Source organism: Citrobacter sp. LJND-P06, assembly GCF_058188415.1.
The window spans coordinates 2,138,721-2,162,643 of sequence record NZ_CP187317.1 but is presented as its reverse complement, the minus strand read 5'-3'; the positions used below and the strand labels follow the sequence as shown (position 1 = coordinate 2,162,643).

The window sequence follows — 23,923 nt, the reverse complement described above, 5'->3', positions numbered from 1 at the left end:
CATGTACAACCAGGATCCTCATTGGCTGATACCTTCCGTATTGTTGGCATCTGATCGCGTGTTTTATCACCACTTGATGCGACACCTCGGAGAAGGAGAACTGACAAGCAGTCCAGCAGATGCGGAGAGACATATTGTTTCTCAAGCTGCGCTGGACTACCAGTTCTACTTTGGTGGGCATCTTCGTAAAGAAGATATTCAGAATAATATGCGCTATTGGCACGTACCCAGTGCAGATGGTGACTATCTCAAACTTATCTCCAGGTTAGCGGATGATTTTTTGCTCTGGCGAGGTAATTGCTTTGAAGTTCGCCGCGAACGTTTAGAAGCCTGGTCAATGCTTTGCTCAGTCATTGATCCTGCATGGGTCATTGCAATAGCCTACGCCAAACTGCATGAGCAAGAGATATTATCCGAGCACGATATTGTTATATTATTGACGGAGAACCAATGCCCCTTTGCATTTCCTGGCGAATCCGGCGAAACGCTTTATGCGGATAACCACGTACATTTCAACGGCCATGGTTATACATCAATGTCAATGTTGAGTTTTATTGACAATGATTATACTCTCGGGAAGCATTTAAAATGGCCTTATCGCCAGGAATACACTTTCTTTGAAAGCCAAAGACTTGCAAAAGATAATCTTCCGCAGTGGATGGAGGGTTATTCATCATGCTTACTAACCAGTATTTTCACTACATCAAACCCGATAAATCATGCTCATATCTCCAATGGGGAAGGTTTATCATTAGATGATCTTCGTTGCACTCAGCAGCCAACTACGCCTCAACAAAGAATATTAAAAATCGCCACCCAGAAACAACAGTTCGGTCACCAGCGATGGTTATTATTCTGCTGTGGGTTAATGATGAACGCCTCAACAAGTAACTACCAGTCAGTTCTCGTTAATTTGATCAGAGTCTGCAATATATTGCGTAATTACATGGTGGTTTCTGCCGTGGGCCTGGGTCAGTTTGTTGATTATTTTGATGTCGGCAGACTGGGTGCCAACGCTGATAATAGTAAAAGTGATACAGTAGATTTTGACAATAGCAGTAATATTCATCGTGAGTATCGTGTCAGTCCAACATTCGTGTTAGGTAAGAAAAATAATATTTATCACCATAAACTCACTGATTTTTTCATTCGACATGAAAAACGAGCGATGTCTGAACAGGCTCATATCGTTATACATTTTCGTCGCGGATACGGTAAGCATCCGCGTAATGATCGTCGGTTAGAAAAACTGCGTAGCGATCTGCTGGCACAGGTACGAGCATTAGAGAATTTTTCAGCATCGGTCACTGTTCAGGAAACGGGTTACCATACACATCTCGGGAGTCCCGAACAAAGACTGGATGTCCGTAAATTGATTCGCGGTTACGATGTCGCGGGTAATGAAAACGACCTGCCGATTGAGGTGTTTGCTCCTGCGTTACGTGTATTGCGAGCCGCAAAATATCGTGCCGGAGAGCACTGGTCAGTACGATTGCCCAGACCTTTTATCACCGTCCACGCAGGGGAAGACTACAGTCACCTTTTATGCGGCCTACGCGCAATGGATGAAGCTGTCGAATTTTGTCATCTCAGCGAAGGGGATCGGCTGGGCCATGGATTAGCATTAGGCGTGGATGTTCACCACTGGGCAAAGCGGCAGCGTCGCGCATACATCACCGCAGGACAGCATCTCGACAACCTTGTCTGGGCATACCACCAGGCAGTTTTACTTTCTCAGCATACCGTTGAACACATCCCGGTGATGCATGAATTGAGGGATAAAATCCACCACTGGTCGCAATTGCTGCATGAAAAGGTTTATACACCGGATCTTTTGTACAGGGCATGGCTACTCCGCCGAAACTGGCCTGACTACTCTTCCCTTGAAACTGAAATCGCAAACCGACAAGAGTGGGTGCCCGACTGGAACGTCGTGGCATGCGAAAGTCAAAATCCGTTGACCAACGTTACAGCGAAAACACTGTGGGAGCGGTATTTAAATAGCGGTGAAAATCAGGCGTTTAATCGTATTATTTCGGTCAACTGCCTTCCGGGCGATACAGAAAGTTTTGTTGCACATACCTGTGATGATAAAGATATCATCTCACCAGGAGAACTTCGGTTATATGAAGCGATACAAGACTATCTAATTGAGAAATACAGTCGAATTGGACTTGTTATTGAAGCCTGCCCTACCTCAAATATTTACATTGGACGCTTTGAAAAATACCATGAACATCCCCTATTTCGCTGGAATCCACCAAACCCGGAATGGTTAAAACCCGGCGATAAATTCAACAAATATGGCTTGCGCTCAGGTCCGCTGTCCGTATGCCTGAACACCGATGATAGTGCATTGATGCCTACAACCATCGCTAACGAACATCGACTGATGCGTGAATGTACTATTCAGTATTTTGCTATTGGCGCCTGGATGGCAGATTTGTGGATTGATTCTATTCGCCAGAAGGGAATAGCAATCTTCAAAGCCAATCATTTAAAGCAAGATAGCCGATGACAAGAAGTTCTACTTACTCTGGTTGGATGAGGTGAAGCCCTCACTGGATGATATAATAGGCTTGTGCAGTAAGATCTCGAAAATCGATGAAAATTATCGTGACACGAAGACCCGTGAGTGGGCTATAATTTTCGGCTAATTTCGAACAAATTTGATACACTGCTTTTAACATATTGAAATTGAAAGCAAAATAAGCAATAACGATAAGGATCTAAGCTATGGGTTTTCTTTCCGGTAAGCGTATTCTGGTAACCGGTCTTGCCAGCAAACTGTCCATCGCCTACGGTATCGCTCAGGCGATGCACCGCGAAGGCGCGGAACTGGCATTCACCTACCAGAACGACAAACTGAAAGGCCGCGTGGAAGAGTTTGCTGCTCAACTGGGTTCAAACATCGTTCTGCAGTGTGATGTGGCAGAAGATGAAAGCATCGACACCATGTTCACAGAGCTGGCTAAAGCCTGGCCTAAATTTGATGGTTTCGTTCACTCCATCGGTTTTGCCCCTGGCGACCAACTGGACGGCGACTACGTGAACGCAGTCACCCGCGAAGGCTTTAAAATCGCTCACGACATCAGCTCCTACAGCTTCGTTGCAATGGCGAAAGCATGCCGTTCCATGCTGAACCCTGGCTCTGCGCTGCTGACGCTCTCCTATCTGGGCGCAGAACGCGCTATCCCGAACTATAACGTAATGGGTCTGGCGAAAGCGTCTCTGGAAGCCAACGTGCGTTATATGGCGAATGCAATGGGTCCTGAAGGTGTGCGTGTTAACGCCATCTCTGCAGGTCCAATCCGTACGCTGGCCGCCTCCGGTATCAAAGACTTCCGTAAAATGCTGGCGCATTGCGAAGCGGTTACTCCGATTCGTCGTACCGTTACCATCGAAGATGTGGGCAACTCCGCTGCATTCCTGTGCTCCGATCTGTCGGGCGGCATCTCCGGTGAAGTGGTTCACGTTGATGGCGGTTTTAGCATCGCGGCAATGAACGAACTGGAACTGAAATAATCGTTTCAGGAACAGGGTATGGGCGACTTTTGTCGCCCATCGATCTCTGCCCGCTTTCCCCTCTCCCCATGCTTTTCCCGCGCAGCATATAGCTTTACGATATTTATTATCACGTAACAATCTTTCATCCCACCTCTTGCTTACGTCAGGATAATGCAGCGAAAACGACCCGCTGTGTTTCGACGACGTGTCCGGGTCGCCACTTTTAGAAAAGGAACGCCCATGGAACAACGCCGAATTGAAGGCAAAAGCCACTGGTATCATGAAACACAGTCCAACGCCTGGGCGCAGGATGTCCTGCCGCTGGTGCCTGAGGCGGCGCACGTAGAGGACCGTTTTCTGCTCGATCTGCCGATGCCTGAAGACGCGCTTTTCCCCTTTCAGTCCTGGTTGCACCCCGCCCGTCAATTTGCTCACCTTCTGTTTCCCGCTCATGTTCAGCAAAATCAGATGAATACGTTCAGCGCCTATGAACGCATGAGCACCGCATTAACGGTCGCGCAGGTCTGTGGCGTTCAGCGGTTGTGCAACCACTATGCGGCTCGTCTGGCGCCGCTCCCTGGCCCCGACTCCTCCCGAGAAAGTAACCATCGACTGGCGCAAATAACCCAGTATGCCCGTCAACTGGCCAGTTCTCCTGCGGTGATTGATGGCCGCGCCCGGCAACATCTGGATGATGTTGGGCTGACGGTATGGGACAGTGTTCTGATAAACCAGATCGTCGGCTTTGTCGGTTTTCAGGCGCGGGTGGTAGCCGTCTTTCAGGCTTTTCTCGGACAGCCGGTTCGTTGGGTGCCCGGACTCGATATGCAGCCGTTCGCCCCGGCCCTCCCTTTTGCGGCCACCGAGGCGACATGGCATCCGGCGCATGTCGCCGTGGCGTTCCCTCAGGCCTGCGCTGAACAACAGGAGTTACAGCGGCTTGCGCCCGTACTGGCGCACGAACCTGCGCTGCTTGCCCTCCTTTCCACGCTGATAACAAACGCATTGCGCACTGAGATGCCGCAGAACGCCCTCGGGCTTGCCACCCTACTCTCTGCCCGTATTAATGGCAGCGTCGCGTGCTTTAATGAGCAGGCGCAACGTTTCTCGAAATGTGCCCCGCTCATTGCCGCACTGCGTCAGGACGAACGTGAAATACAGCAGTGGGAACGGCGACATCCGGTTGAGCGGATTACGTTGCAAGCGATACAATGGCTCACGAGGGCGCCCGATCGTTTTAGCGACGTTCAGTTCAGCGCGTTATCCGGGCTCGATTATTCCTCTGAACAGGCTGTCAACTTACTCAGTTGGAGCGGATTATGCGGATGGTTAAACCGCCTAAAAATCGCGCTGGGTGAGACCCACTAACCCATCCATTTGCTTAAAGAGCGCTTGATGCGTCAGGCAGAATCGCGTAAAACTGTCAGCCGCTCTTTTGGCCACGAAAATAGACAATTATGCTTCAGGACAACCCGCTGCTAGCGCAGCTTAAACAGCAACTGCATTCCCAGACGCCACGTGCTGAAGGGGTGGTAAAAGCCACGGAAAAAGGCTTTGGCTTCCTGGAAGTCGACGCGCAAAAAAGTTATTTCATCCCGCCGCCGCAGATGAAAAAAGTGATGCACGGTGACCGCATTGTCGCGGTAATCCACACGGAAAAAGAACGCGAATCTGCTGAACCCGAAGAACTGATTGAACCCTTCCTGACCCGTTTCGTGGGCAAAGTTCAGGGTAAGAACGATCGTCTGTCCATCGTGCCGGATCATCCGTTGCTGAAAGACGCCATCCCGTGCCGTGCCGCACGTGGTGTGGAACATGAATTTAAAGAGGGTGACTGGGCTGTCGCTGAGATGCGCCGTCATCCCCTGAAAGGCGATCGTACGTTTTACGCCGAATTAACCCAGTTCATCACCTTTGGCGACGATCACTTCGTGCCATGGTGGGTGACACTGGCGCGTCATAATCTCGAAAAAGAAGCCCCTGATGGCGTTGCCACTGAAATGCTGGATGAAGGCCTCGAGCGTCAGGATCTGACGGCGCTGGATTTTGTCACCATTGACAGTGCCAGCACCGAAGATATGGACGATGCGTTATACGCACAAGAACTGGCAGACGGTAAACTGCAACTCACCGTCGCCATTGCCGATCCTACCGCCTGGATTGCCGAAGGCAGCAAGCTGGATAACTCGGCGAAAATCCGTGCGTTTACCAACTATCTGCCGGGTTTCAATATTCCCATGTTGCCGCGTGAGCTTTCTGACTTCCTGTGCTCCTTGCGCGCGCAGGAAGTGCGTCCGGTTCTCGCCTGCCGGATGACCATTGCTGCTGATGGAACCCTTGAAGACGACATCACGTTCTTCGCCGCGACCATCATTTCAAAAGCAAAACTGGCTTATGACAATGTCTCCGACTGGCTGGAAAACACCGGCACCTGGCAGCCTGAGAGCGAAGCCATTGCCGGGCAGATCCGACTGCTGCAACGCATTTGCCTGAGCCGTGGCGAATGGCGTCACAACCACGCGCTGGTGTTCAAAGACCGCCCGGATTACCGTTTTGTGCTGGGTGAGAAAGGCGAAGTCCTCGATATCGTTGCGGAACCCCGTCGCATTGCCAACCGTATTGTGGAAGAGTCGATGATCGCCGCCAATATTTGCGCCGCTCGCGTACTCCGCGACAAGTTAGGTTTTGGTATTTATAACGTCCATATGGGCTTTGACCCGGCGAACGTCGACGCCCTGGCGGCGCTGCTGTCATCGCACGGTATGCACGTTAATGCCGAAGAAGTCCTGACCCTGGAGGGTTTCTGCAAACTCCGTCGGGAACTGGATGCGCAACCTTCCGGCTTCCTGGACAGTCGAATTCGTCGCTTCCAGTCTTTCGCCGAAATCAGCACCGAACCGGGCCCGCACTTTGGTCTTGGTCTGGAAGCCTACGCCACCTGGACGTCGCCTATCCGTAAATATGGCGACATGATCAACCATCGCCTGTTGAAGGCCATCATCAAAGGTGAGTCCATTGCGCGTCCGCAGGAAGAAACCACCCTGCAAATGGCAGAACGCCGTCGCCTGAACCGTATGGCGGAACGTGATGTCGGCGACTGGCTGTACGCGCGTTTCCTGAGTGACAAAGCCGGTACCGACACGCGTTTCGCGGCAGAAATCATGGATATCAGCCGTGGTGGAATGCGTGTGCGATTGGTCGATAACGGCGCCGTTGCCTTTATTCCTGCACCGTTCCTTCATGCCGTGCGTGATGAACTGGTCTGTAGCCAGGAAAACGGAACCGTACAGATTAAAGGCGAAGCGGTTTACAAAGTCACTGACGTTATCGACGTCACGATTGCCGAAGTGCGCATGGAAACCCGTAGCGTCATTGCTCGCCCGGTCGCATAACGTAGCACCGTACCTGCAACGTGAAGTATGACAACGACAACGGTCTTTCCCGATAAGGAAAGGCCGTTTTCTTTTCCCGTCTGAACCGCCCACGCACACTACACTTTACGTATTCGTTACGTTTTTTTTGGCTATTTCTCTGTGATGAGTATGCATTTTTCTAAATCTGGATTACAAATTAAAATATAAAAAAAACAATATGTTCAGCCATAGTTACCGCACAGGATGGATGGCTAACCTTTCTCCTGAAGGCTGTAGTGCTTTAAACAGGACGGTATGCATGATGAAAAATATTCAGGAACCGGTAACCTTATTTAGCTTTCTTGGGGCACACTCCCCTTACTGGCACTTGTCGGAAGATTGCAACATCCTGCACTTATCGGTAACCGAGACGGCACAGGCGGATCAGTCCGTCGAACTCACGCCCGAACAAGCCAACCGCATTCGCGAAATGACCGTGATCACCTCCAGCCTGATGATGACGCTACCCATCGACGATAACGATGTGTCAGTGCATTTGGTGGGACGAAAAATCAATAAACGTGAATGGGCTGGCAGCGCATCCGCCTGGCACGATACGCCTTCCGTCGCCCGCGATCTGGTGCAAGGCTTATCCTTTGCCGAACAGGTCGTCTCCGAAGCCAATTCCGCTATTGTGATCCTCGATAGCCGGGGCAATATTCAGCGCTTTAACCGTCTGTGCGAAGAGTATACCGGCCTGAAAGAGCACGAAGTCATCGGGCAAAGCATTTTTAAGTTATTTATGAGCCGTCGTGAAGCCGCCGCCTCACGGCGTAACATTGACGGTTTTTTCCGTAACGGCAACTCCTACGAAATCGAACGCTGGGTAAAGACCCGGAAAGGCCAGCGCCTGTTTCTGTTTCGCAATAAATTTGTGCATAGCGGTAGCGGAAAAAATGAAATCTATCTGATCTGCTCGGGAACCGACATCACCGAAGAGCGCCGAGCGCAGGAACGCCTGCGGGTGTTAGCCAATACCGACACGATCACCGGACTTCCCAATCGTAATGCTATTCATGAGCTGATCGATGACGCCATTGGTAGCGCCGGGGAAAGTCAGGTCGGTATTGTTTATCTCGATCTGGATAATTTCAAAAAGGTGAATGACGCCTACGGACATATGTTTGGCGATCAGTTGTTGCAGGCCGTGTCACTGGCGATCCTCAGTTGTCTGGAGGAGAATCAGCTACTGGCCCGCCTGGGCGGTGACGAATTTATTATTCTTGCCACCCAAACCTCTCAGGGTTCGCTTGAGGCCGTTGCTTCCCGCATTTTAACGCGTTTACGCCAGCCCTTCCGTATTGGCCTAATCGAAGTGCATACCGGATCCTCTATCGGTATTGCGATGGCTCCTCAACACGGCCACGACAGCGAGAGCGTTATTCGCAACGCTGACACGGCAATGTACACCGCCAAAGAAGGTGGACGCGGCCAGTTTTGCGTTTTCTCCCCCGAAATGAACCAACGGGTATTCGAATATTTGTGGCTGGATACCCATCTGCGTAAAGCCCTTGAAAGCGATCAACTGCTGATTCACTACCAACCCAAACTGACCTGGCGAGGCGAAGTTCGCAGCCTGGAAGCGCTGGTGCGCTGGCAATCCCCCGAACGCGGGCTGATCCCTCCCCGTGAATTTATCTCGTATGCTGAAGAGTCTGGTTTGATTGTTCCGCTGGGACGCTGGGTGCTCCTCGAGGTGGTCAGACAGGTTGCCGCATGGCGTGATAAAGGGATTCATCTGCGTGTGGCGGTCAACATTTCTGCCCGTCAGCTCGCCGATCAGACGATTTTTACTGACCTGAAGCAGGTTCTTAATGAGCTTAACTTTGAGTACTGCCCCATTGATGTTGAATTGACGGAAAGTTGTTTGATTGAAAATGAAGATCTTGCGTTATCTGTCATCCAACAATTTAGCCAACTGGGCGCACAAATACATCTGGATGATTTTGGCACCGGATACTCCTCCCTGTCGCAGCTTGCCCGCTTCCCGATTGATGCCATCAAACTTGATCACACCTTCGTCAAAGACATACACAAGCAGTCCATCTCGCAATCACTGGTTCGCGCCATCGTCGCTGTAGCGCAGGCATTGAATCTGCAGGTGATTGCTGAAGGGGTTGAAAGCACGAAGGAAGATGCTTTCCTAACCAAGAATGGCATCAACGAACGGCAGGGTTTTCTGTTTGCCAAACCAATGCCCGCCGCCGCATTTGAACGCTGGTATAAGCGGTATCTGAGCAAAAAAATGCGCTAGCGTTGGCGTTCAAGGGGACGCTGACCGTCCAGAATAAAGGCCATTTCAGCGCAAACCTATCTGTCTGTAATGACAGAAGATATGATATCTCTCACGGGTTGCGCGTAATCCTATTTTTCCCTTCTCTTTTGCGATAATTTTCTGCATCATTAAAATCAAACACATTCTGACGTAAGGATGACAACCATGTCTGATATCGACGCACAACGTGTCGCTGAGCGAATTGATACCGTACTGGATATCCTTGTCGCAGGCGATTACCACTCAGCCATTCATAACCTTGAAATTCTGAAGGCAGAGTTATTAAGCCAGGTGAAAGACGATGCGGAATCGTCGTCAAAACACCCCAGATCCCCTTGGGAGATCTAACAATACAGGGCTCCATCTGACGTCGGGCATGAACTGACGCAGACTACGTAGCATTCTTTTACTCCACGGTATGGATACCATTATAAAAATTAAAGCTATGAATTCCCGACAACAATCTATTTTACAAATGGTGATTGATAAAGGCCGCATGAGTGTGGCCGAGCTGGCGAAAATCACCGGTGTTTCTGAAGTGACGATTCGACAGGATCTCAACACGCTCGAGAAACAGAGCTATCTGCGCCGCGCTCATGGTTTTGCCGTTTCACTGGACAGTGAAGATGTTGAAACGCGCATGATGACTAACTATACCCTCAAACATCAGCTTGCCGAGTTTGCGGCTTCTCTGGTCAACCCAGGGGAATCGGTCTTTATTGAAAACGGCAGCAGTAACGCCCTGCTGGCCAGAACGCTGGCTGAACAAAAAGACGTGACGATTATTACCGTCAGCAGCTACATCGCGCATTTGTTGAAGGAAACGGCCTGCGAGGTGATTCTGCTGGGTGGGATTTATCAGAAAAAAAGTGAAAGTATGGTTGGCCCCTTAACCCGACAGTTCATCCAACAGGTTCACTTCAGTAAGGCTTTCATCGGGATAGATGGCTGGCAGCCTGAAACCGGGTTTACGGGACGGGATATGATGCGTTCTGATGTGGTCAATGCGGTTCTTGAAAAAGGGGCGGAGGCCATTGTGCTGACCGACAGCTCTAAATTTGGCACCGTACACCCGTATACGCTCGGCCCGTTATCCCGGTTCAACCGCGTGATAACGGATTCAAAAATCAGCGCTAACGACCAACAGGAACTGGAGCTTGCCGGGTTAACGGTGAACATCATTGAATCCCAGGCCTGACCGCTTTTCAGATGATTTGCCGCCCGGCAAATCATCGCCTCTCTCTGAGATTTTTCCGATCAGCCAATTAAGACTATTTACCTTTAGTAAATGAATCAAAGTCGTAAAATTAATGTTAGCGATATAACAGGAAGTGACTATCACCTGCGTGATAATAGGCAACACACCTGCGCAACACGGTTTTACGGAATGCTTCTTTGATAGCCTCTATCTTAGCTATAGTTAAAGAGACTTGCTTCCGTGAATCATTAATTCAGGAGAAAGTATTATGTTTGCAACGAGCAAAAAAATGACTGCCGCTGTTTTGGCTATTACCCTTGCGATGTCTCTGAGCGCATGTTCTAACTGGTCTAAACAAGACCGCAGCACGGCAATTGGTGCAGGCGCTGGTGCAGTCGGCGGCGCGGTCTTAACTGATGGCAGCGCGCTGGGTACGCTGGGCGGTGCTGCTGTGGGTGGTATTATCGGCCACCAGGTGGGTAAATAATTTAAATTACGGTTGATCAGATTGATATAAATACGGTATTCCCGTTTTGGTCTGATTAAAAATATTATTTACCACTGCATTTGAAGCCACGGAAAATACCGTGGCTTTTTCCGTTAGCCACCAGCCAATTTGACTTTCATTCCTTTGGCTTCCAGCAACGATTTAATCAGGTCGCGTTTATCGCCCTGAATTTCAATGACGCCCTCTTTCACCGCACCGCCGCAACCGCATTTTTTCTTCAGTTCAGCAGCCAGTTTTGTCAGCTCAACATCATCCAAATCAATACCGGTAATCAGGCAAACCCCTTTCCCTTTACGGCCGCTGGTCTGACGCTGAATGCGGACGATGCCGTCACCTTTCGGACGCTCAGGCGCAACTTCTGGCTCATTAATACGGCCAGTGTCTGTTGAGTACACCAGACGACTGTTGGAATCGTTCATTATGCTCCTCGTTTCACAGACGCGTTAATGGCTTTAAGCGTTTGCGCTGGGTCTTCTGACTGCGTCACCGGACGGCCAATCACCATATAATCCACGCCCGCAGACATCGCCTGTTCCGGGGTCATAATACGGCGTTGGTCGCCAGCGTCACTCCCCTGAGGACGGATGCCCGGCGTCACCAGTTTAAATGCTTCACCAAACGCCTGCTTGAAGCGCACGGCTTCCTGTGCTGAACAGACCACACCGTCCAGACCACAGTTTTGCGTTAAACGCGCCAGCCGCTCTGCATGCTCAGCAGGTGACAACGTCACGCCGAGATCAAGCAAGTCGCTCGCTTCCATGCTGGTCAGTACGGTCACCGCAATCAGCAAGGGCGCGTCGTTGCCAAAAGGTATTAATGCTTCACGTGCGGCAGTCATCATCCGCGCCCCACCCGAAGCATGTACATTGACCATCCACACGCCAAGTTCTGCAGCGGCTGCAACCGCATGGGCGGTGGTATTGGGAATATCGTGAAATTTCAGGTCGAGAAAGATATCAAACCCACGCTGTTGCAAATCACGAACGAGTTGCGGCCCGAAGAGCGTGAACATCTCCTTGCCCACTTTCAGGCGGCAATCACGGGGATCGATTTTGTCGACGAAAGCCAGCGCTTTATCACGATTATTATAATCCAGGGCAACAACGACAGGAGAATCAGTAGCCGCGCGAGAAGAAGATGAAGCAGTAAACGTCATGACCAGACCTTCTTATGATGGGCGCCAGGTGTGGCGCGAAATAGGTAAACGGCGTGCATTCTACCCGCGAGAGGCGCAAATTAACAGGTTCGTTTGCGTTCCTGCCAGACCCCGTTGCACGATTGCCGGAGGTCGCGGGATGAAAAACAATAAGGATGTTGTAACTAAAATAAGATTTTTTTTAAAACTACTGGCCGTCAAGACCACGAATCGGTTTGATGGTCGACCACGCACGGCAGGACGGACAGTGCCAGTACAGCGTATACGCCGTGAATCCACACTTCTGGCAGCGATAACGAGGCTTACTGCGCACCTGTTCGCCAACCATATCACGCAGCACCATCAGACTCTCTTTGGCGCGCCCTTCTTCTGCTTCATTAAGGTGGTAATCCATCAGCTTGTGGAACACACGCATCGTAGGATGACGCTGCAACTGCCGGGTGATATAGACCTGCGCGACATCATTGCCTTCACGCCCTTCCAGAATATCAGCCAGCATTAATTCCGCCGCGGCGCCGGTGTTCTCTTCGACAGCCCGACGTAAAAACTCAGCCCATTCGTCGTTCTTCCCGAGCTGCTGGTAGCAGGTTTGCAGCATTTCCAGCGTTTCGCTGACCAGTTCTTTATCCTGAGAGATGACGCGTTGCAGGCACTCAACCGCTTTGGCATAGTCGCCATTGGCCATGTAGACCCGCCCCATCATGATAGAGACTCTGGCGCTATTTTTGTCTGCCGCAGCACCTTTTTTTAACAGCGCCATCGCGCGATCCATATCGTCACTGCCCATCTGTTGCAGTGCTAACTCGCAATAGAAATGGGCAATCTCAATACGCTGTTTATCCTTGCCGAGTTTCACCAACCGTTCCGCCACGTCGATCGCTTTTTGCCAGTCGCTGGTCGCCTGGTAGATTTGCAGCAGTTGCTGTAGCGCGCTGATACGAAAGTCGGTTTCATCAGTCAGTTGGGTGAACATGTCTTCTGCACGATCGTACAGTCCCGCCGCCATGTAATCACGGCCCAACTGTTGAACCGCCAGCAGGCGCTGTTCATAGGTGAGTGATGCGCTTTCCATCAAAGTTTGGTGAATACGAATAGCCCTGTCGACTTCGCCACGTGAGCGAAACAGGTTTCCGAGGGTGAGATGAGCCTCAACGGTGCCGGTATCCTCTTTTAGCATATCGAGGAACAGGTCCACCGCTTTGTCCTGTTGGTTACTCAGGAGGAAGTTAACCCCGGCGACATAATCGCGAGACAAGCGGTTAGCTTCATCCTGTTTTGTTTGTTGCGCACTTCTGCGACCCATATACCAGCCATACGCTGCCGCTACAGGTAAAAGCAGAAACAACAACTCCAACATAAATGATTATTCCTTCGCAACCGACGAATCGGCAGTTACCGCAACGTCGATCGCAGGCGCAAGCTGGTTTTCCAGTCGTTTAATTTTACGTTCTGCACGCGTCAGCGAAACGCGAACCCGCAGCCAGAACAGACCACAAATCAGCCAACCAATGGCAAAACCTGCGGCAAACAGGACGGCAAGCAAAGTAGAGATACGATACTCGCCCTGAGCCAACAGATAATTAAACGTTACCTGTTGATCGTTTTGCGCACCCAATGTTACCGAAATAACAAAAATCGCCAACACCAGTAAGAAAATGAGTAAATATTTCACATTACTTCCCGTTATGTGGTTTGAGCGAATAAATCGTGTTCAACTTACCGCATTCATCCTGCTAAATTACCATTTTCACGACGACTGCGAAATGGAAAAGCGCCCTGCCATCAAATGATTTAAGGGCAAATTACGGAAAATCAACCACGATCAGTCTTCTTGTTCACGTTCAGCTATCTCACGAACCTCTTCCACCGGCGGCGTTAAAGGCCCGCACAGCCGTTGCGCCAGCCAGGTCGCCAGCGTGACCAGAAGCCAGGATATCACGGTCGCCACCACTAAATCGCGAGGCCAGTGCATCCCCAACACCATCCGACTCCCCATCACGCCAGTCGCCCAAACCAATAACACCGCAATGGTCAGGGTTCGTCTGCGGGGCCATAACAGCCCCACGGCCAGTAATGCCCAACTGGCCGCAAACATCGTGTGTCCGGAAGGAAATGCGAAACCCGTCTCTTTTTGCCAGTGTTTGCGTAAAAAGCTCGGAATATCATGCTGTCCGGACAGTTGTTCTTTCACTAAGTTACCACGTTCTTTACGCTTTAAAGTGTAGAACTCATCAACAGGAATATGGTGCGTTTTTTCCAGCCAAATAACAAATGGACGAGGTTCCTGGACGCGTTCTTTGACCCAGGATTTTATCCCCTGACCCAGCATAATCGCCGCCGCGAGGATCGCAAAGAGCATAATGGCCGCTTTGAGGCGAAAGCGCAAACACCAAAGAAACCAAATACATAGAATCACATGAGTGATAATTCCCCACGGCTGAGTGACCGTTTCCGTTACCCAGTATAAGGCTTTTAACCACCAGACATTGTGTCCCGGCTGCCATGTCCAGCCCGATATCCACACGGCAACAGGCATGGCAAGTAACAACGCGGCACCGACTGCGGTACGTTTGGCGATTGAAAGCATGAACTCTCCCCTTTGATAATTCACGCAATCATAACCGAAAATGACGCAGGTCGGGAAAATTGACAAATTTGTGCCATTCCAAATTCGAACGCACGACAGTGATTAGGTGAAGTCCGTCGGCTTATGGCAAAATAGACCCATACAGAAGCCAATAGGCGACGGCACGTCAGGTGCCAGCATAATCTGGAGAAATACATGCAGCTTAAACGTGTGGCAGAAGCCAAACTGCCAACCCCATGGGGCGATTTCCTGATGGTGGGATTTGAAGAACTGGCAACCGGACACGATCACGTCGCGCTGGTCTATGGCGATACTTCAGGGAATACACCGGTCCTGGCACGTGTCCATTCTGAATGTTTAACGGGCGACGCGCTGTTTAGCCTGCGCTGTGATTGCGGATTTCAGCTCGAAGCCGCACTTTCGCACATTGCGGAAGAAGGTCGCGGTATCCTGATGTATCACCGCCAGGAAGGACGTAATATCGGTCTGCTCAATAAAATTCGCGCGTATGCGTTGCAGGATCAAGGCTATGACACGGTTGAAGCCAACCACCAGTTAGGTTTTGCCGCAGATGAGCGTGACTTTACCCTCTGTGCGGATATGTTCAAGTTGCTGGGCGTGGATGAAGTTCGCCTGCTCACCAACAATCCGAAGAAAGTCGAAATCCTGACAGAAGCCGGTATCAATATCGTTGAACGCGTGCCGCTGATTGTCGGGCGTAACCCGAAAAACGCACACTATCTGGATACCAAAGCCGCCAAAATGGGCCATTTGCTGGATGAGTAAATGTCCGCCTTGCGCGCCCGGTAAGTGAAGCCCTCGCATGTTGGGGAAAAAGCCTGCTCACGCATAACACCGTAAGTTTAAGACCAGGATATCCGGGGCGACCACCGGGTTTGGTATCCCTCCGGGAACTAAATCCCGGAGTTTCCCCTCATTCATTGGCTTAAGTGAACAGTGTTATGCTCACGCAGGCTTTTTTGATCGTTTAATGCAGCATATTACGAATCACGTAGTGCAGAATGCCGTCGTTCTGGTAATACGTTAACTCGGTCGCCGTATCAATGCGGCATCGACAAGGAACGACGTCTGTACTGCCATCCGCCCGGGTCAGAGTGACCGGAATCGTCGCGCCGGGTTTCAGTTTTTGCAGATCCGCAATATCAATGATTTCCTCGCCGGTCAGCCCAAGCGTTTTACGGCTTACGCCTTGCGGGAACTCCAGAGGCAAAATCCCCATCCCAATCAGGTTCGACCGGTGAATACGCTCAAAAGACTCCGCAATCACCACGCGGATCCCCAGCAACCGCGGCCCTTTCGCCGCCCAGTCACGACTTGACCCTGAGCCGTATTCCTTCCCGGCGATAATCGCCAGTGGCGTTTTCTCCTGTTGATACTGCATCGCTGCATCGTAGATCGCCACAACCCCGGAGCCCGGTAAATGACGCGTCATTCCACCTTCAACCCCCGGCACCATTTCGTTACGAATACGAATATTGGCAAATGTGCCACGCATCATCACTTCATGGTTGCCGCGTCGTGAACCGTAGGAGTTAAAGTCTTTACGCTCGACGCCACGCCCTTGCAGATAGCGGCCTGCCGGACTGTCCGGCTTGATACTCCCGGCGGGCGAAATATGGTCGGTAGTGACCGAATCACCCAGCATGGCGAGAATACGCGCCCCATGAATATCTTCAACCGGATCGGGCTGTGCCTGCATCTCGTCAAAGAAAGGCGACAAACGAATATAGGTCGAATCAGGCTGCCAGCCATACGTGTCTGAGCGCTCAACCTCAATCGCTTTCCATTCCGGTGTTCCTTCAAAGACTTCCGCATACTCTTTGCGGAACATCTCCGTTGAAACCTGCGCAACGGCGCGGGCAATCTCTTGTGCCGACGGCCAGATATCTTTCAGATAGACCGGATCGCCTTTTTTATCATGACCCAGCGGCTCTTTCGCCAGATTGATGTTCATATTTCCGGCCAGCGCATAGGCTACCACCAGCGGCGGCGACGCAAGCCAGTTGGTTTTCACCAGCGGATGGATTCGGCCTTCAAAGTTGCGGTTGCCAGAAAGTACCGCCCCCACGGTCAAATCCCCTTTTTTAATGGCGGTTTCGATAGGATCGGGCAACGGGCCGGAGTTACCGATACAGGTGGTGCAGCCATACCCCACCAGGTTAAATCCCAGCTCGTCGAGATACGGCGTTAGTTTTGCCTGTGCCAGATAGTCGGAGACTACTTTTGAACCGGGCGCCAGCGAGGCTTTTACCCAGGGCTGGCGTTTCAGTCCCAGCGTAACTGCTTTTTTCGCCAGTAACCCGGCAGCCATCAATACGCTGGGGTTTGAGGTGTTAGTACAGGAGGTGATGGCCGAAATCACCACGGCGCCATCCGGTAACTGGTATTGATGACCGTTCAGAACATAATCAACAGGCAGTCTGTCTTTCTGCGCCGTGTTCACTTCCAGTTCGTTACTGGCGGCAAAGGCTTTTGGGACATCGCCCAAAGCGACCCTGTCCTGCGGGCGCTTAGGCCCCGCCAGACTCGCTTCAACCTCGCCCATGTCTAATTCCAGCGAACTGGTGAACACCGGTTCATCGCCCGCGTTGCGCCACATGCCTTGCGCTTTCGCATAGGCTTCCACCAGCGCAACCTGTTCGTCGCTACGTCCGCTTAATTTCATATAATCCAGGGTGACGGCATCAATCGGGAAGAAACCGCACGTCGCCCCATACTCAGGGGACATATTGGCGATAGTTGCCCGATCGGCCAGCGGCAGCGAATCCAGCCCATCGCCGTAGAATTCGACGAATTTGCCCACCACACCATGCTTACGCAGCATTTGCGTGACCGTCAGCACCAGGTCGGTGGCGGTAATACCTTCCTGCAATTTACCGGTCAGTTTGAATCCCACCACATCAGGGATCAGCATCGACACGGGTTGGCCCAGCATCGCCGCTTCCGCTTCGATCCCGCCGACCCCCCAACCTAATACGCCCAGGCCATTAATCATGGTGGTATGTGAATCCGTTCCTACCAGCGTATCCGGATACGCCACCCACTCGCCATCCTGTAACTCACTCCAGACCGCTTTACCCAGATATTCCAGGTTAACCTGATGGCAAATTCCGGTTCCCGGAGGGACTACGCTAAAGCGGCTAAACGCCTGCTGTCCCCAGCGCAAGAAAACATAGCGTTCGTGGTTACGCTCCATCTCCAGTCGGACGTTTTCTTCAAACGCGCCCTCATCGCCAAAATGATCGACCGTGACCGAATGGTCAATCACCAGATCAACGGGAGACAGCGGGTTGACTTTGGCCGTATCGCCCCCCAGACGTTTGACCGCCTCGCGCATAGCGGCGAGATCGACGACCGCCGGCACACCGGTAAAATCCTGCATCAGAACACGGGCCGGGCGATAAGCAATTTCACGGTCAGCATGGGCGTTTTTCAACCAGCCCGCCAGTGCCCGGATATCCTCTTCGGTAACCGAGTTTCCATCCTGCCAGCGCAGGAGGTTTTCGAGCAGAACTTTTAATGATTTGGGTAAGCGGGTGATGTCACCCACCGATTTCGCTGCTAACGGCAGGCTGTAGTAATGCCAGGTTTTGTCTTTGACCTGTAGCGTGTCCTTACTGGCCTCTCGTAGGGTTGACGACATAGCTCCTCCTTAATAACAGGGTTTGCGAAACCCGGATTCTCCTCAGGGTTAGTATTAAAGATAACACAAACAAAATGTAACGTTTTGATAACAACCCGAATTGATAAACGAGGAGGAACGTGGCGAGAGGGAATCAATACTCGATAATGCCCGACGGCATGACGCTATCGGGCATTGAGAAGAAGAGAATTAGCGGACAACGAGCCCCAACAATGAGGCCCAGAATAACAGCGAGACGAAGAACGTGCTTAGCCATGACCAATATTTAACACTGCCTGTTTGCATAAGCGACACCTGCATTTGTTCAGAGAATAATATGCTCATCGTATTTCAAGCGACCTGCGCTGCGATCGTGTTCGCCCTACCTCAGACACCGACGGCAGTAAGCCCAGGGCTTCTCTCATCTGGTGCGATACGGTAATTCGAACCCGGTAAAATTAACTGAGATTTTCTCAGCGCGATATTGCTGGGGTGTAGAAATAATGACAGCTCAGGCTATTAATCATCTGAACTAAAAAGTGAGAATAAGAATTTTATTGATTATTTTTCTGTTGCTCATCGTCGGCAAATGAATCAATAAATGCCTGCTGCTGTTGCGTCAGTTTCCAGGACTCTGGAATTTGCGTCACGCATCCCGTTGCCGTTTCTTTCTCGTCATCACGCTGCGGAGGTTGTTTTGACAAGGCTGACTGCTGCTCTTGTGTGACCATGATTTATCCCCACACTTTCCAGACTAACAGCGCAACCGCAACCCAGAACAGCGCGGAGCCAACAAAAACCATCAGCCAGGCTTTGCGTTTCAGCTCAGGGTCTCGACGTGGTTGCTGGTTTCCAGACGGCATTGCTAACCTCATACAATCGACATCACTTATTGTTTTAGCACCAAACAATTGATGCAACTAATCATCAGATGAGACAAATCCTAAAGAAAGTTTAGTCAGAAATCCAGCGAATTTACGCATCGTTTCCAGTGAATAAATCAATCTTTTGACACGAAATAAATATTTGAAGGGTGAAATTTGCGAGGCGGGGAATTTATAACTACTTTACGACATCATTACCTTGAATATTATACGGTTACTATTTTCAGGAACGTTAATTCAATTTCCAGGTCAATATATCCGACATTATTTTGGTATCTCCCATTGGCAGGAGATACCAAAAACAGCACATTCGCGATTACTTCTCAGGCAGTTTAATATCGTTAAACATGGCTTCGATTTCTTCGTTAGAACGTAATGCCACGGCGGTATCTACCACATCACGGGTCAAATGCGGCGCGAAACGCTGAATAAAATCATACATATAACTACGTATGAATGTGCTACGACGAAAACCGATCTTAGTCGTGCTGTGGCTGAAAATATCATGTGCATCAACACGAACAAGGTCAGGATCGGCAATAGGGTCGACCGCCATGCTGGCAATCACCCCAACCCCCAGCCCGAGTCTGACGTAGGTTTTGATAACGTCCGCATCCGTTGCAGTAAAGACAATACGCGGCGTTAAGCCAGCGCGCGTAAACGCGGTATCCAGCTCAGATCGCCCGGTAAAGCCAAAGGTGTACGTCACCAGCGGATATTGCGCCAGCTCTTCAATTGAGACCGATGATTTCGCTGCCAGCGGATGTTCCGGGGTCACGACAATAGAACGGTTCCAGTGATAGCACGGCAGCATGACCAGATCGTCGTACAGATGCAGTGCCTCGGTGGCAATGGCGAAATCCGCATTGCCTTTGGATACCGCTTCCGCAATTTGGGTTGGCGATCCCTGATGCATATGCAACGACACGCGTGGATAGCGCTCGATAAATCCTTTGATGACATTTGGCAGTGCGTAGCGTGCCTGAGTGTGCGTGGTGGCAATATACAGTGAACCTTTATCGGGCCATGTATGCTCCCCGGCGACCGACTTAATCGCATCCACTTTTGACAACACCTCACGCGCGATGCGAATAATTTCCTGCCCTGCCGGAGTGACTTGCGTAAGATGTTTCCCGCTACGGGCAAAAATCTGGATACCAAGCTCATCTTCCAGCATACGAACTTGCTTACTGATGCCCGGCTGGGAGGTGTAAAGTCCTTCTGCTGTTGAGGAGACATTAAGGTTGTGATTAACCACCTCAACAATATAGCGAAGCTGCTGTAATTTCATGTTAGCCATCCAGATTTGCGCCATCAGATCATCGTTTGAGAGCAAACTCCGCCGAGTTGCTAATACGATTTAATAATAAGAAAGTCGTTAACTATAACCACTATATCATTAATATCTGTAGTGTATAGACGTGGCGAAAAAATAATACGTCGCCCATAAAAAAGGCCGCTTTCGCGACCTTTTTACATCAACTTACTGTCAGTTAACGGTTATTTCTTACCTTCCACCCACTTGCCGTCGACAAAGAAGGCTGACCAGCCGGTGGCTTTTCCGTCTTTTTCCGCAGCAACATATTGCTGTTTCGTTTTACGACTGAAGCGTACCAGGGTCTTGTTGCCGTCGGCATCCTGCTGTGGCGCATCGGCCAGATAACGCAGTTTTTCCGGCAGACGATCGCGGAAGCGGTACAGCTCTTCCACTAACGGTGCACGGGTTTCACGTGATTTCGGGAACGTATTCGCCGCCAGGAAGATACCTGCCGCCCCGTCACGCAGGACGAAGTAAGCATCGGATTTTTCACACGGCAGTTCAGGCAGCGGAACCGGATCTTCCTTCGGTGGAGCCACTTCGCCGTTACGCAAAATCTTACGGGTGTTTTTGCACTCGTCGTTGGTGCAGGCCATGTATTTACCAAAACGCCCCATTTTCAGGTGCATTTCAGAACCACATTTCTCACACTCAACGATCGGGCCGTCATACCCTTTGATGCGGAACTCGCCCTCTTCGATTTCGTAACCGTCACACGTCGGGTTGTTACCACACACGTGCAGTTTACGTTTCGGATCGATCAGATAGCTGTCCATCGCCGTGCCGCATTTCTGGCAGCGACGTTTAGCACGCAAGGCGTTGGTTTCTGCATCATCGCCTTCGAGCACGTTCAGGACTTCGTTTTCCGGCACCAGGTTAATGGTGGTTTTGCAGCGCTCTTTCGGCGACAGGGCATAACCGGAACAGCCGAGGAACACGCCGGTACTGGCGGTGCGGATCCCCATCTGACGACTACAGGTTGGGCAGTCGATACTGGTCAATACCATCTGATTCGGACGCATACCGCCTTCTTCAGGATCTTTCTCGGCTTTATCCAGTTGCTGAGTAAAATCACTGAAGAAATTGTCGAGCACCCCTTTCCATTCGGCTTCGTGCTTCGCCACCTGGTCAAGGCTGTTTTCCATTTGCGCGGTAAAATCGTAGTTCATCAGCTCGCGGAAGTTTTCTTCCAGACGATCGGTGACGATTTCGCCCATTTTTTCTGCATAGAAACGACGGTTCTCAACGCGCACATAACCACGATCCTGGATCGTAGAAATGATCGACGCATAGGTTGACGGACGACCGATACCGCGTTTTTCAAGCTCTTTCACCAGTGACGCTTCACTAAAGCGCGCCGGTGGTTTGGTGAAGTGCTGCGCCGGGGTCAGTTCGACCAGCGTCAGCGCATCGCCTTTATTCACGGCAGGTAACGTGCGGTCTTCATCACCTTTACGCAGCGCAGGCATCACTTTTGTCCAGCCGTCAAAACGCAGGATACGGCCACGCGCTTTCAGACGGAAATCCCCTGCGCCAACGGTCAGCGTGGTGGAATCGTACTGTGCCGGAGTCATCTGACAGGCGACAAACTGACGCCAGATCAGTTGATACAGTTTCTGCGCATCGGCTTCCATATCCTTCAGGACTTCCGCCTGAACGGAGACGTCAGAAGGACGAATCGCTTCGTGCGCTTCCTGCGAGTTTTCTTTGCTCGCGTACTGATTGGCGTTGTCCGGGAGATATTTCTTACCGAAGTTGTCGCTGATGTAATCACGCACCATGGATACCGCGTCCTGGCTCAGGTTTGTTGAGTCAGTACGCATGTAAGTGATGTAGCCCGCTTCATACAAGCGCTGCGCCATCATCATGGTTTTCTTAACGCCAAAGCCCAGACGCGTACTGGCCGCCTGCTGTAGCGTAGAGGTGATAAACGGCGCACCCGGCTTGCTGCTGGTCGGTTTATCTTCACGTTCCAGCACGCTTAAGCGCGCTTTCTCCAGCAGACTCACCGCCGCCAGCGTTTGCTCGCGGTTAACCGGACGGAACGGCTTATCGTTCTGGTGCGTGACCTCCAGCGGTAACGCATCGCCGGATGGCGTGGTTGTGCTGGCATCGATTTCCCAGAACTCTTCTGGAACAAACGCTTTGATCTCGCGCTCGCGCTCAACGACCAGGCGCACCGCAACGGACTGAACGCGACCGGCAGAGAGGCCACGCGCGATCTTTTTCCATAACAGCGGAGAGACCATATAGCCTACGACGCGGTCCATAAAGCGACGCGCCTGTTGGGCATTAACACGATCAATATTCAGCTCGCCGGGCTTTTCAAATGCCTGACGAATCGCGTTTTTGGTAATTTCGTTAAACACCACACGACTGTAGCGTGTCTCATCACCCCCGATCACTTCCCGCAGGTGCCAGGCAATGGCTTCCCCTTCGCGGTCAAGGTCGGTTGCGAGATAGATGTGGTCAGCTTTTTCAGCCAACTGTTTAAGTTCAGAGACAACCTTCTCTTTGCCGGGCAGCACTTCGTAGTGCGCATCCCAGTCGTGCCACGGGTCAACCCCCATACGATTGACGAGCGCGCCACGTTCATCCTTTTTGGGCTTTTTGGCCGTTTTGGTGGAGGTAGAGTCGGCGCTCTTTTTAGCTGCTGAGCCACTGGTCGGCAAATCACGGATATGACCCACGCTGGATTTCACCACGTAGTCATTACCCAGATACTTGTTGATCGTTTTGGCTTTTGCCGGGGACTCAACGATGACAAGAGCTTTACCCATATTCACCTTTACCTAATTTGATTCTTCCAGAATGCGTCGCACGTTGATTCACCTTCCGCTGGCGACGAGACACCGATATGGTCTCTGCGACGACGGATATCAACCCCTTATACTGACTGTGTGCACGAAATAGTCAGGTGACTGAGTTAACAGGTTTTTTAGCACACAAGCGCTATAGCACGACGGAATTGTGGTTGAATGTCAAGCAATTCTGTTGCCAGATTGACGAAAGCGTCACACTGTACCTGATAAAATCCGTTACGCAACTTTATTAGCATGCAAAAACAAATCTCGCCAGTGACGCCTGTGGCATAAAGCCCTCGCTTTGCTCATGGAATATTTGCCCATAAGCGGCGCTCGGCGTAGACTAATGTCCTTGTTTAAGGAGTAAAAAATGCACAAAGACACTCAACCTATCGATCGTGAAACACTGCTGAAAGAAGCCAACAAAATCATTCGTGAGCATGAGGACACGCTGGCGGGGATTGTAGCCACCGGTGTGACACAGCGAAACGGCGTACTGGTCTTCAGTGGCGATTACTTTTTAGACGAGCAAGGATTGCCGACCCCAAAAAGCACCGCGGTGTTTAACATGTTTAAACATTTAGCTCATGTGCTCTCTGAGAAGTATCACCTGATCGACTGAAAGCAAAA

At 51.0% G+C, this 23,923-nt stretch carries 21 protein-coding genes; 10 read left to right on the top strand and 11 right to left on the bottom strand.

Annotated elements, in window-relative coordinates:
- Position 1: 1 nt before the first annotated feature.
- The 8 genes from rdrB (at position 2) to osmB (ending at position 10,880) form a co-directional block, all read left to right on the top strand.
- Positions 2–2,518, top strand: a complete 2,517-nt coding sequence (rdrB, locus tag ACO7SM_RS10375; protein WP_490470729.1) for an antiviral RADAR system adenosine deaminase RdrB — start codon at positions 2–4, stop codon at positions 2,516–2,518.
- 218 nt (positions 2,519–2,736) lie between these two features.
- On the top strand, positions 2,737–3,525 hold the full coding sequence (fabI, locus tag ACO7SM_RS10370) for an enoyl-ACP reductase FabI (protein ID WP_490470728.1): 789 nt from the start codon (positions 2,737–2,739) through the stop codon (positions 3,523–3,525).
- A gap of 222 nt (positions 3,526–3,747) precedes the next feature.
- Entirely contained in the window at positions 3,748–4,875 is a 1,128-nt protein-coding gene (locus ACO7SM_RS10365; protein WP_490470727.1) for a CMD domain-containing protein, read from the top strand.
- Positions 4,876–4,964: 89 nt separating this feature from the next.
- Positions 4,965–6,899, top strand: coding sequence for an exoribonuclease II (locus ACO7SM_RS10360; RefSeq protein WP_490470726.1), 1,935 nt, complete (start codon positions 4,965–4,967; stop codon positions 6,897–6,899).
- Positions 6,900–7,182: 283 nt separating this feature from the next.
- Entirely contained in the window at positions 7,183–9,174 is a 1,992-nt protein-coding gene (gene pdeR / locus ACO7SM_RS10355) for a cyclic di-GMP phosphodiesterase (RefSeq protein ID WP_490470920.1), read from the top strand.
- A gap of 177 nt (positions 9,175–9,351) precedes the next feature.
- Complete coding sequence (locus tag ACO7SM_RS10350; RefSeq protein ID WP_490470725.1) at positions 9,352–9,543, top strand: YciZ family protein; 192 nt, start codon at positions 9,352–9,354, stop codon at positions 9,541–9,543.
- A gap of 97 nt (positions 9,544–9,640) precedes the next feature.
- Positions 9,641–10,393 carry a DNA-binding transcriptional regulator YciT gene (yciT, locus tag ACO7SM_RS10345; protein ID WP_490470724.1) on the top strand — a complete coding sequence of 251 codons (753 nt, stop codon included), beginning with the start codon at positions 9,641–9,643 and terminating at the stop codon, positions 10,391–10,393.
- Between the two features lie 268 nt (positions 10,394–10,661).
- Positions 10,662–10,880, top strand: coding sequence for an osmotically-inducible lipoprotein OsmB (gene osmB, locus ACO7SM_RS10340; protein WP_162383533.1), 219 nt, complete (start codon positions 10,662–10,664; stop codon positions 10,878–10,880).
- A gap of 113 nt (positions 10,881–10,993) precedes the next feature.
- Here the strand turns inward: osmB and yciH are convergent, their stop codons facing one another.
- The 5 genes from yciH to pgpB all read right to left on the bottom strand — a co-directional run bounded on the left by yciH (position 10,994) and on the right by pgpB (position 14,644).
- Positions 10,994–11,320, bottom strand: coding sequence for a stress response translation initiation inhibitor YciH (gene yciH, locus ACO7SM_RS10335; protein ID WP_490470723.1), 327 nt, complete (start codon positions 11,318–11,320; stop codon positions 10,994–10,996).
- The gene (pyrF, locus tag ACO7SM_RS10330) at positions 11,320–12,057 is read right to left on the bottom strand and encodes an orotidine-5'-phosphate decarboxylase (protein WP_490470722.1); all 738 of its coding nucleotides are present in this window, start codon (positions 12,055–12,057) and stop codon (positions 11,320–11,322) included. Before pyrF ends, yciH begins: the two co-directional genes overlap by 1 nt.
- 187 nt (positions 12,058–12,244) lie before the next feature.
- Positions 12,245–13,414, bottom strand: a complete 1,170-nt coding sequence (gene lapB / locus ACO7SM_RS10325; protein WP_490470721.1) for a lipopolysaccharide assembly protein LapB — start codon at positions 13,412–13,414, stop codon at positions 12,245–12,247.
- Between the two features lie 6 nt (positions 13,415–13,420).
- Positions 13,421–13,729 carry a LapA family protein gene (locus ACO7SM_RS10320; protein WP_490470720.1) on the bottom strand — a complete coding sequence of 103 codons (309 nt, stop codon included), beginning with the start codon at positions 13,727–13,729 and terminating at the stop codon, positions 13,421–13,423.
- A 150-nt stretch (positions 13,730–13,879) separates the two neighbouring features.
- Complete coding sequence (gene pgpB, locus ACO7SM_RS10315; protein WP_490470719.1) at positions 13,880–14,644, bottom strand: phosphatidylglycerophosphatase B; 765 nt, start codon at positions 14,642–14,644, stop codon at positions 13,880–13,882.
- A gap of 195 nt (positions 14,645–14,839) precedes the next feature.
- Between pgpB and ribA the strand changes: the two genes are divergently transcribed.
- Positions 14,840–15,430 carry a GTP cyclohydrolase II gene (gene ribA, locus ACO7SM_RS10310; RefSeq protein WP_490470718.1) on the top strand — a complete coding sequence of 197 codons (591 nt, stop codon included), beginning with the start codon at positions 14,840–14,842 and terminating at the stop codon, positions 15,428–15,430.
- A 202-nt stretch (positions 15,431–15,632) separates the two neighbouring features.
- Here the strand turns inward: ribA and acnA are convergent, their stop codons facing one another.
- From acnA to topA, 6 genes are all read right to left on the bottom strand, one after another.
- Entirely contained in the window at positions 15,633–18,308 is a 2,676-nt protein-coding gene (gene acnA, locus ACO7SM_RS10305) for an aconitate hydratase AcnA (protein WP_490470717.1), read from the bottom strand.
- Between the two features lie 189 nt (positions 18,309–18,497).
- Entirely contained in the window at positions 18,498–18,593 is a 96-nt protein-coding gene (gene ymiC / locus ACO7SM_RS10300) for a small membrane protein YmiC (RefSeq protein ID WP_490470716.1), read from the bottom strand.
- A gap of 248 nt (positions 18,594–18,841) precedes the next feature.
- Entirely contained in the window at positions 18,842–19,018 is a 177-nt protein-coding gene (locus ACO7SM_RS10295; RefSeq protein ID WP_490470715.1) for a hypothetical protein, read from the bottom strand.
- 3 nt (positions 19,019–19,021) lie between these two features.
- Positions 19,022–19,162 (bottom strand): YmiA family putative membrane protein, encoded by a 141-nt coding sequence (locus tag ACO7SM_RS10290; protein WP_490470714.1) that lies wholly within the window; start codon positions 19,160–19,162, stop codon positions 19,022–19,024.
- Between the two features lie 325 nt (positions 19,163–19,487).
- Positions 19,488–20,462, bottom strand: coding sequence for an HTH-type transcriptional regulator CysB (gene cysB / locus ACO7SM_RS10285; protein ID WP_490470713.1), 975 nt, complete (start codon positions 20,460–20,462; stop codon positions 19,488–19,490).
- A gap of 209 nt (positions 20,463–20,671) precedes the next feature.
- Positions 20,672–23,269, bottom strand: coding sequence for a type I DNA topoisomerase (gene topA, locus ACO7SM_RS10280; RefSeq protein ID WP_490470712.1), 2,598 nt, complete (start codon positions 23,267–23,269; stop codon positions 20,672–20,674).
- Positions 23,270–23,663: 394 nt separating this feature from the next.
- Here topA and ACO7SM_RS10275 point away from each other — a divergent pair, with 394 nt between their 5' ends.
- Positions 23,664–23,915 (top strand): YciN family protein, encoded by a 252-nt coding sequence (locus tag ACO7SM_RS10275; RefSeq protein WP_162383544.1) that lies wholly within the window; start codon positions 23,664–23,666, stop codon positions 23,913–23,915.
- Positions 23,916–23,923: the final 8 nt, after the last annotated feature.

What these genes read in the sequence shown, in the direction of transcription:
- pgpB (WP_490470719.1), bottom strand. Translation starts at nt 14,644, where the DNA reads ATGCTTTCAATCGCCAAACGTACCGCAGTCGGTGCCGCGTTGTTACTT.
- cysB (WP_490470713.1), bottom strand. Translation starts at nt 20,462, where the DNA reads ATGAAATTACAGCAGCTTCGCTATATTGTTGAGGTGGTTAATCACAAC.
- rdrB (WP_490470729.1), top strand. Translation starts at nt 2, where the DNA reads ATGTACAACCAGGATCCTCATTGGCTGATACCTTCCGTATTGTTGGCA.
- ribA (WP_490470718.1), top strand. Translation starts at nt 14,840, where the DNA reads ATGCAGCTTAAACGTGTGGCAGAAGCCAAACTGCCAACCCCATGGGGC.
- ACO7SM_RS10360 (WP_490470726.1), top strand. Translation starts at nt 4,965, where the DNA reads ATGCTTCAGGACAACCCGCTGCTAGCGCAGCTTAAACAGCAACTGCAT.
- ACO7SM_RS10275 (WP_162383544.1), top strand. Translation starts at nt 23,664, where the DNA reads ATGCACAAAGACACTCAACCTATCGATCGTGAAACACTGCTGAAAGAA.
- osmB (WP_162383533.1), top strand. Translation starts at nt 10,662, where the DNA reads ATGTTTGCAACGAGCAAAAAAATGACTGCCGCTGTTTTGGCTATTACC.
- yciT (WP_490470724.1), top strand. Translation starts at nt 9,641, where the DNA reads ATGAATTCCCGACAACAATCTATTTTACAAATGGTGATTGATAAAGGC.
- ACO7SM_RS10295 (WP_490470715.1), bottom strand. Translation starts at nt 19,018, where the DNA reads ATGGTCACACAAGAGCAGCAGTCAGCCTTGTCAAAACAACCTCCGCAG.
- ymiC (WP_490470716.1), bottom strand. Translation starts at nt 18,593, where the DNA reads ATGCAAACAGGCAGTGTTAAATATTGGTCATGGCTAAGCACGTTCTTC.
- topA (WP_490470712.1), bottom strand. Translation starts at nt 23,269, where the DNA reads ATGGGTAAAGCTCTTGTCATCGTTGAGTCCCCGGCAAAAGCCAAAACG.
- pyrF (WP_490470722.1), bottom strand. Translation starts at nt 12,057, where the DNA reads ATGACGTTTACTGCTTCATCTTCTTCTCGCGCGGCTACTGATTCTCCT.
- lapB (WP_490470721.1), bottom strand. Translation starts at nt 13,414, where the DNA reads ATGTTGGAGTTGTTGTTTCTGCTTTTACCTGTAGCGGCAGCGTATGGC.
- fabI (WP_490470728.1), top strand. Translation starts at nt 2,737, where the DNA reads ATGGGTTTTCTTTCCGGTAAGCGTATTCTGGTAACCGGTCTTGCCAGC.
- yciH (WP_490470723.1), bottom strand. Translation starts at nt 11,320, where the DNA reads ATGAACGATTCCAACAGTCGTCTGGTGTACTCAACAGACACTGGCCGT.
- acnA (WP_490470717.1), bottom strand. Translation starts at nt 18,308, where the DNA reads ATGTCGTCAACCCTACGAGAGGCCAGTAAGGACACGCTACAGGTCAAA.
- ACO7SM_RS10350 (WP_490470725.1), top strand. Translation starts at nt 9,352, where the DNA reads ATGACAACCATGTCTGATATCGACGCACAACGTGTCGCTGAGCGAATT.
- ACO7SM_RS10365 (WP_490470727.1), top strand. Translation starts at nt 3,748, where the DNA reads ATGGAACAACGCCGAATTGAAGGCAAAAGCCACTGGTATCATGAAACA.
- pdeR (WP_490470920.1), top strand. Translation starts at nt 7,183, where the DNA reads ATGAAAAATATTCAGGAACCGGTAACCTTATTTAGCTTTCTTGGGGCA.
- ACO7SM_RS10290 (WP_490470714.1), bottom strand. Translation starts at nt 19,162, where the DNA reads ATGAGGTTAGCAATGCCGTCTGGAAACCAGCAACCACGTCGAGACCCT.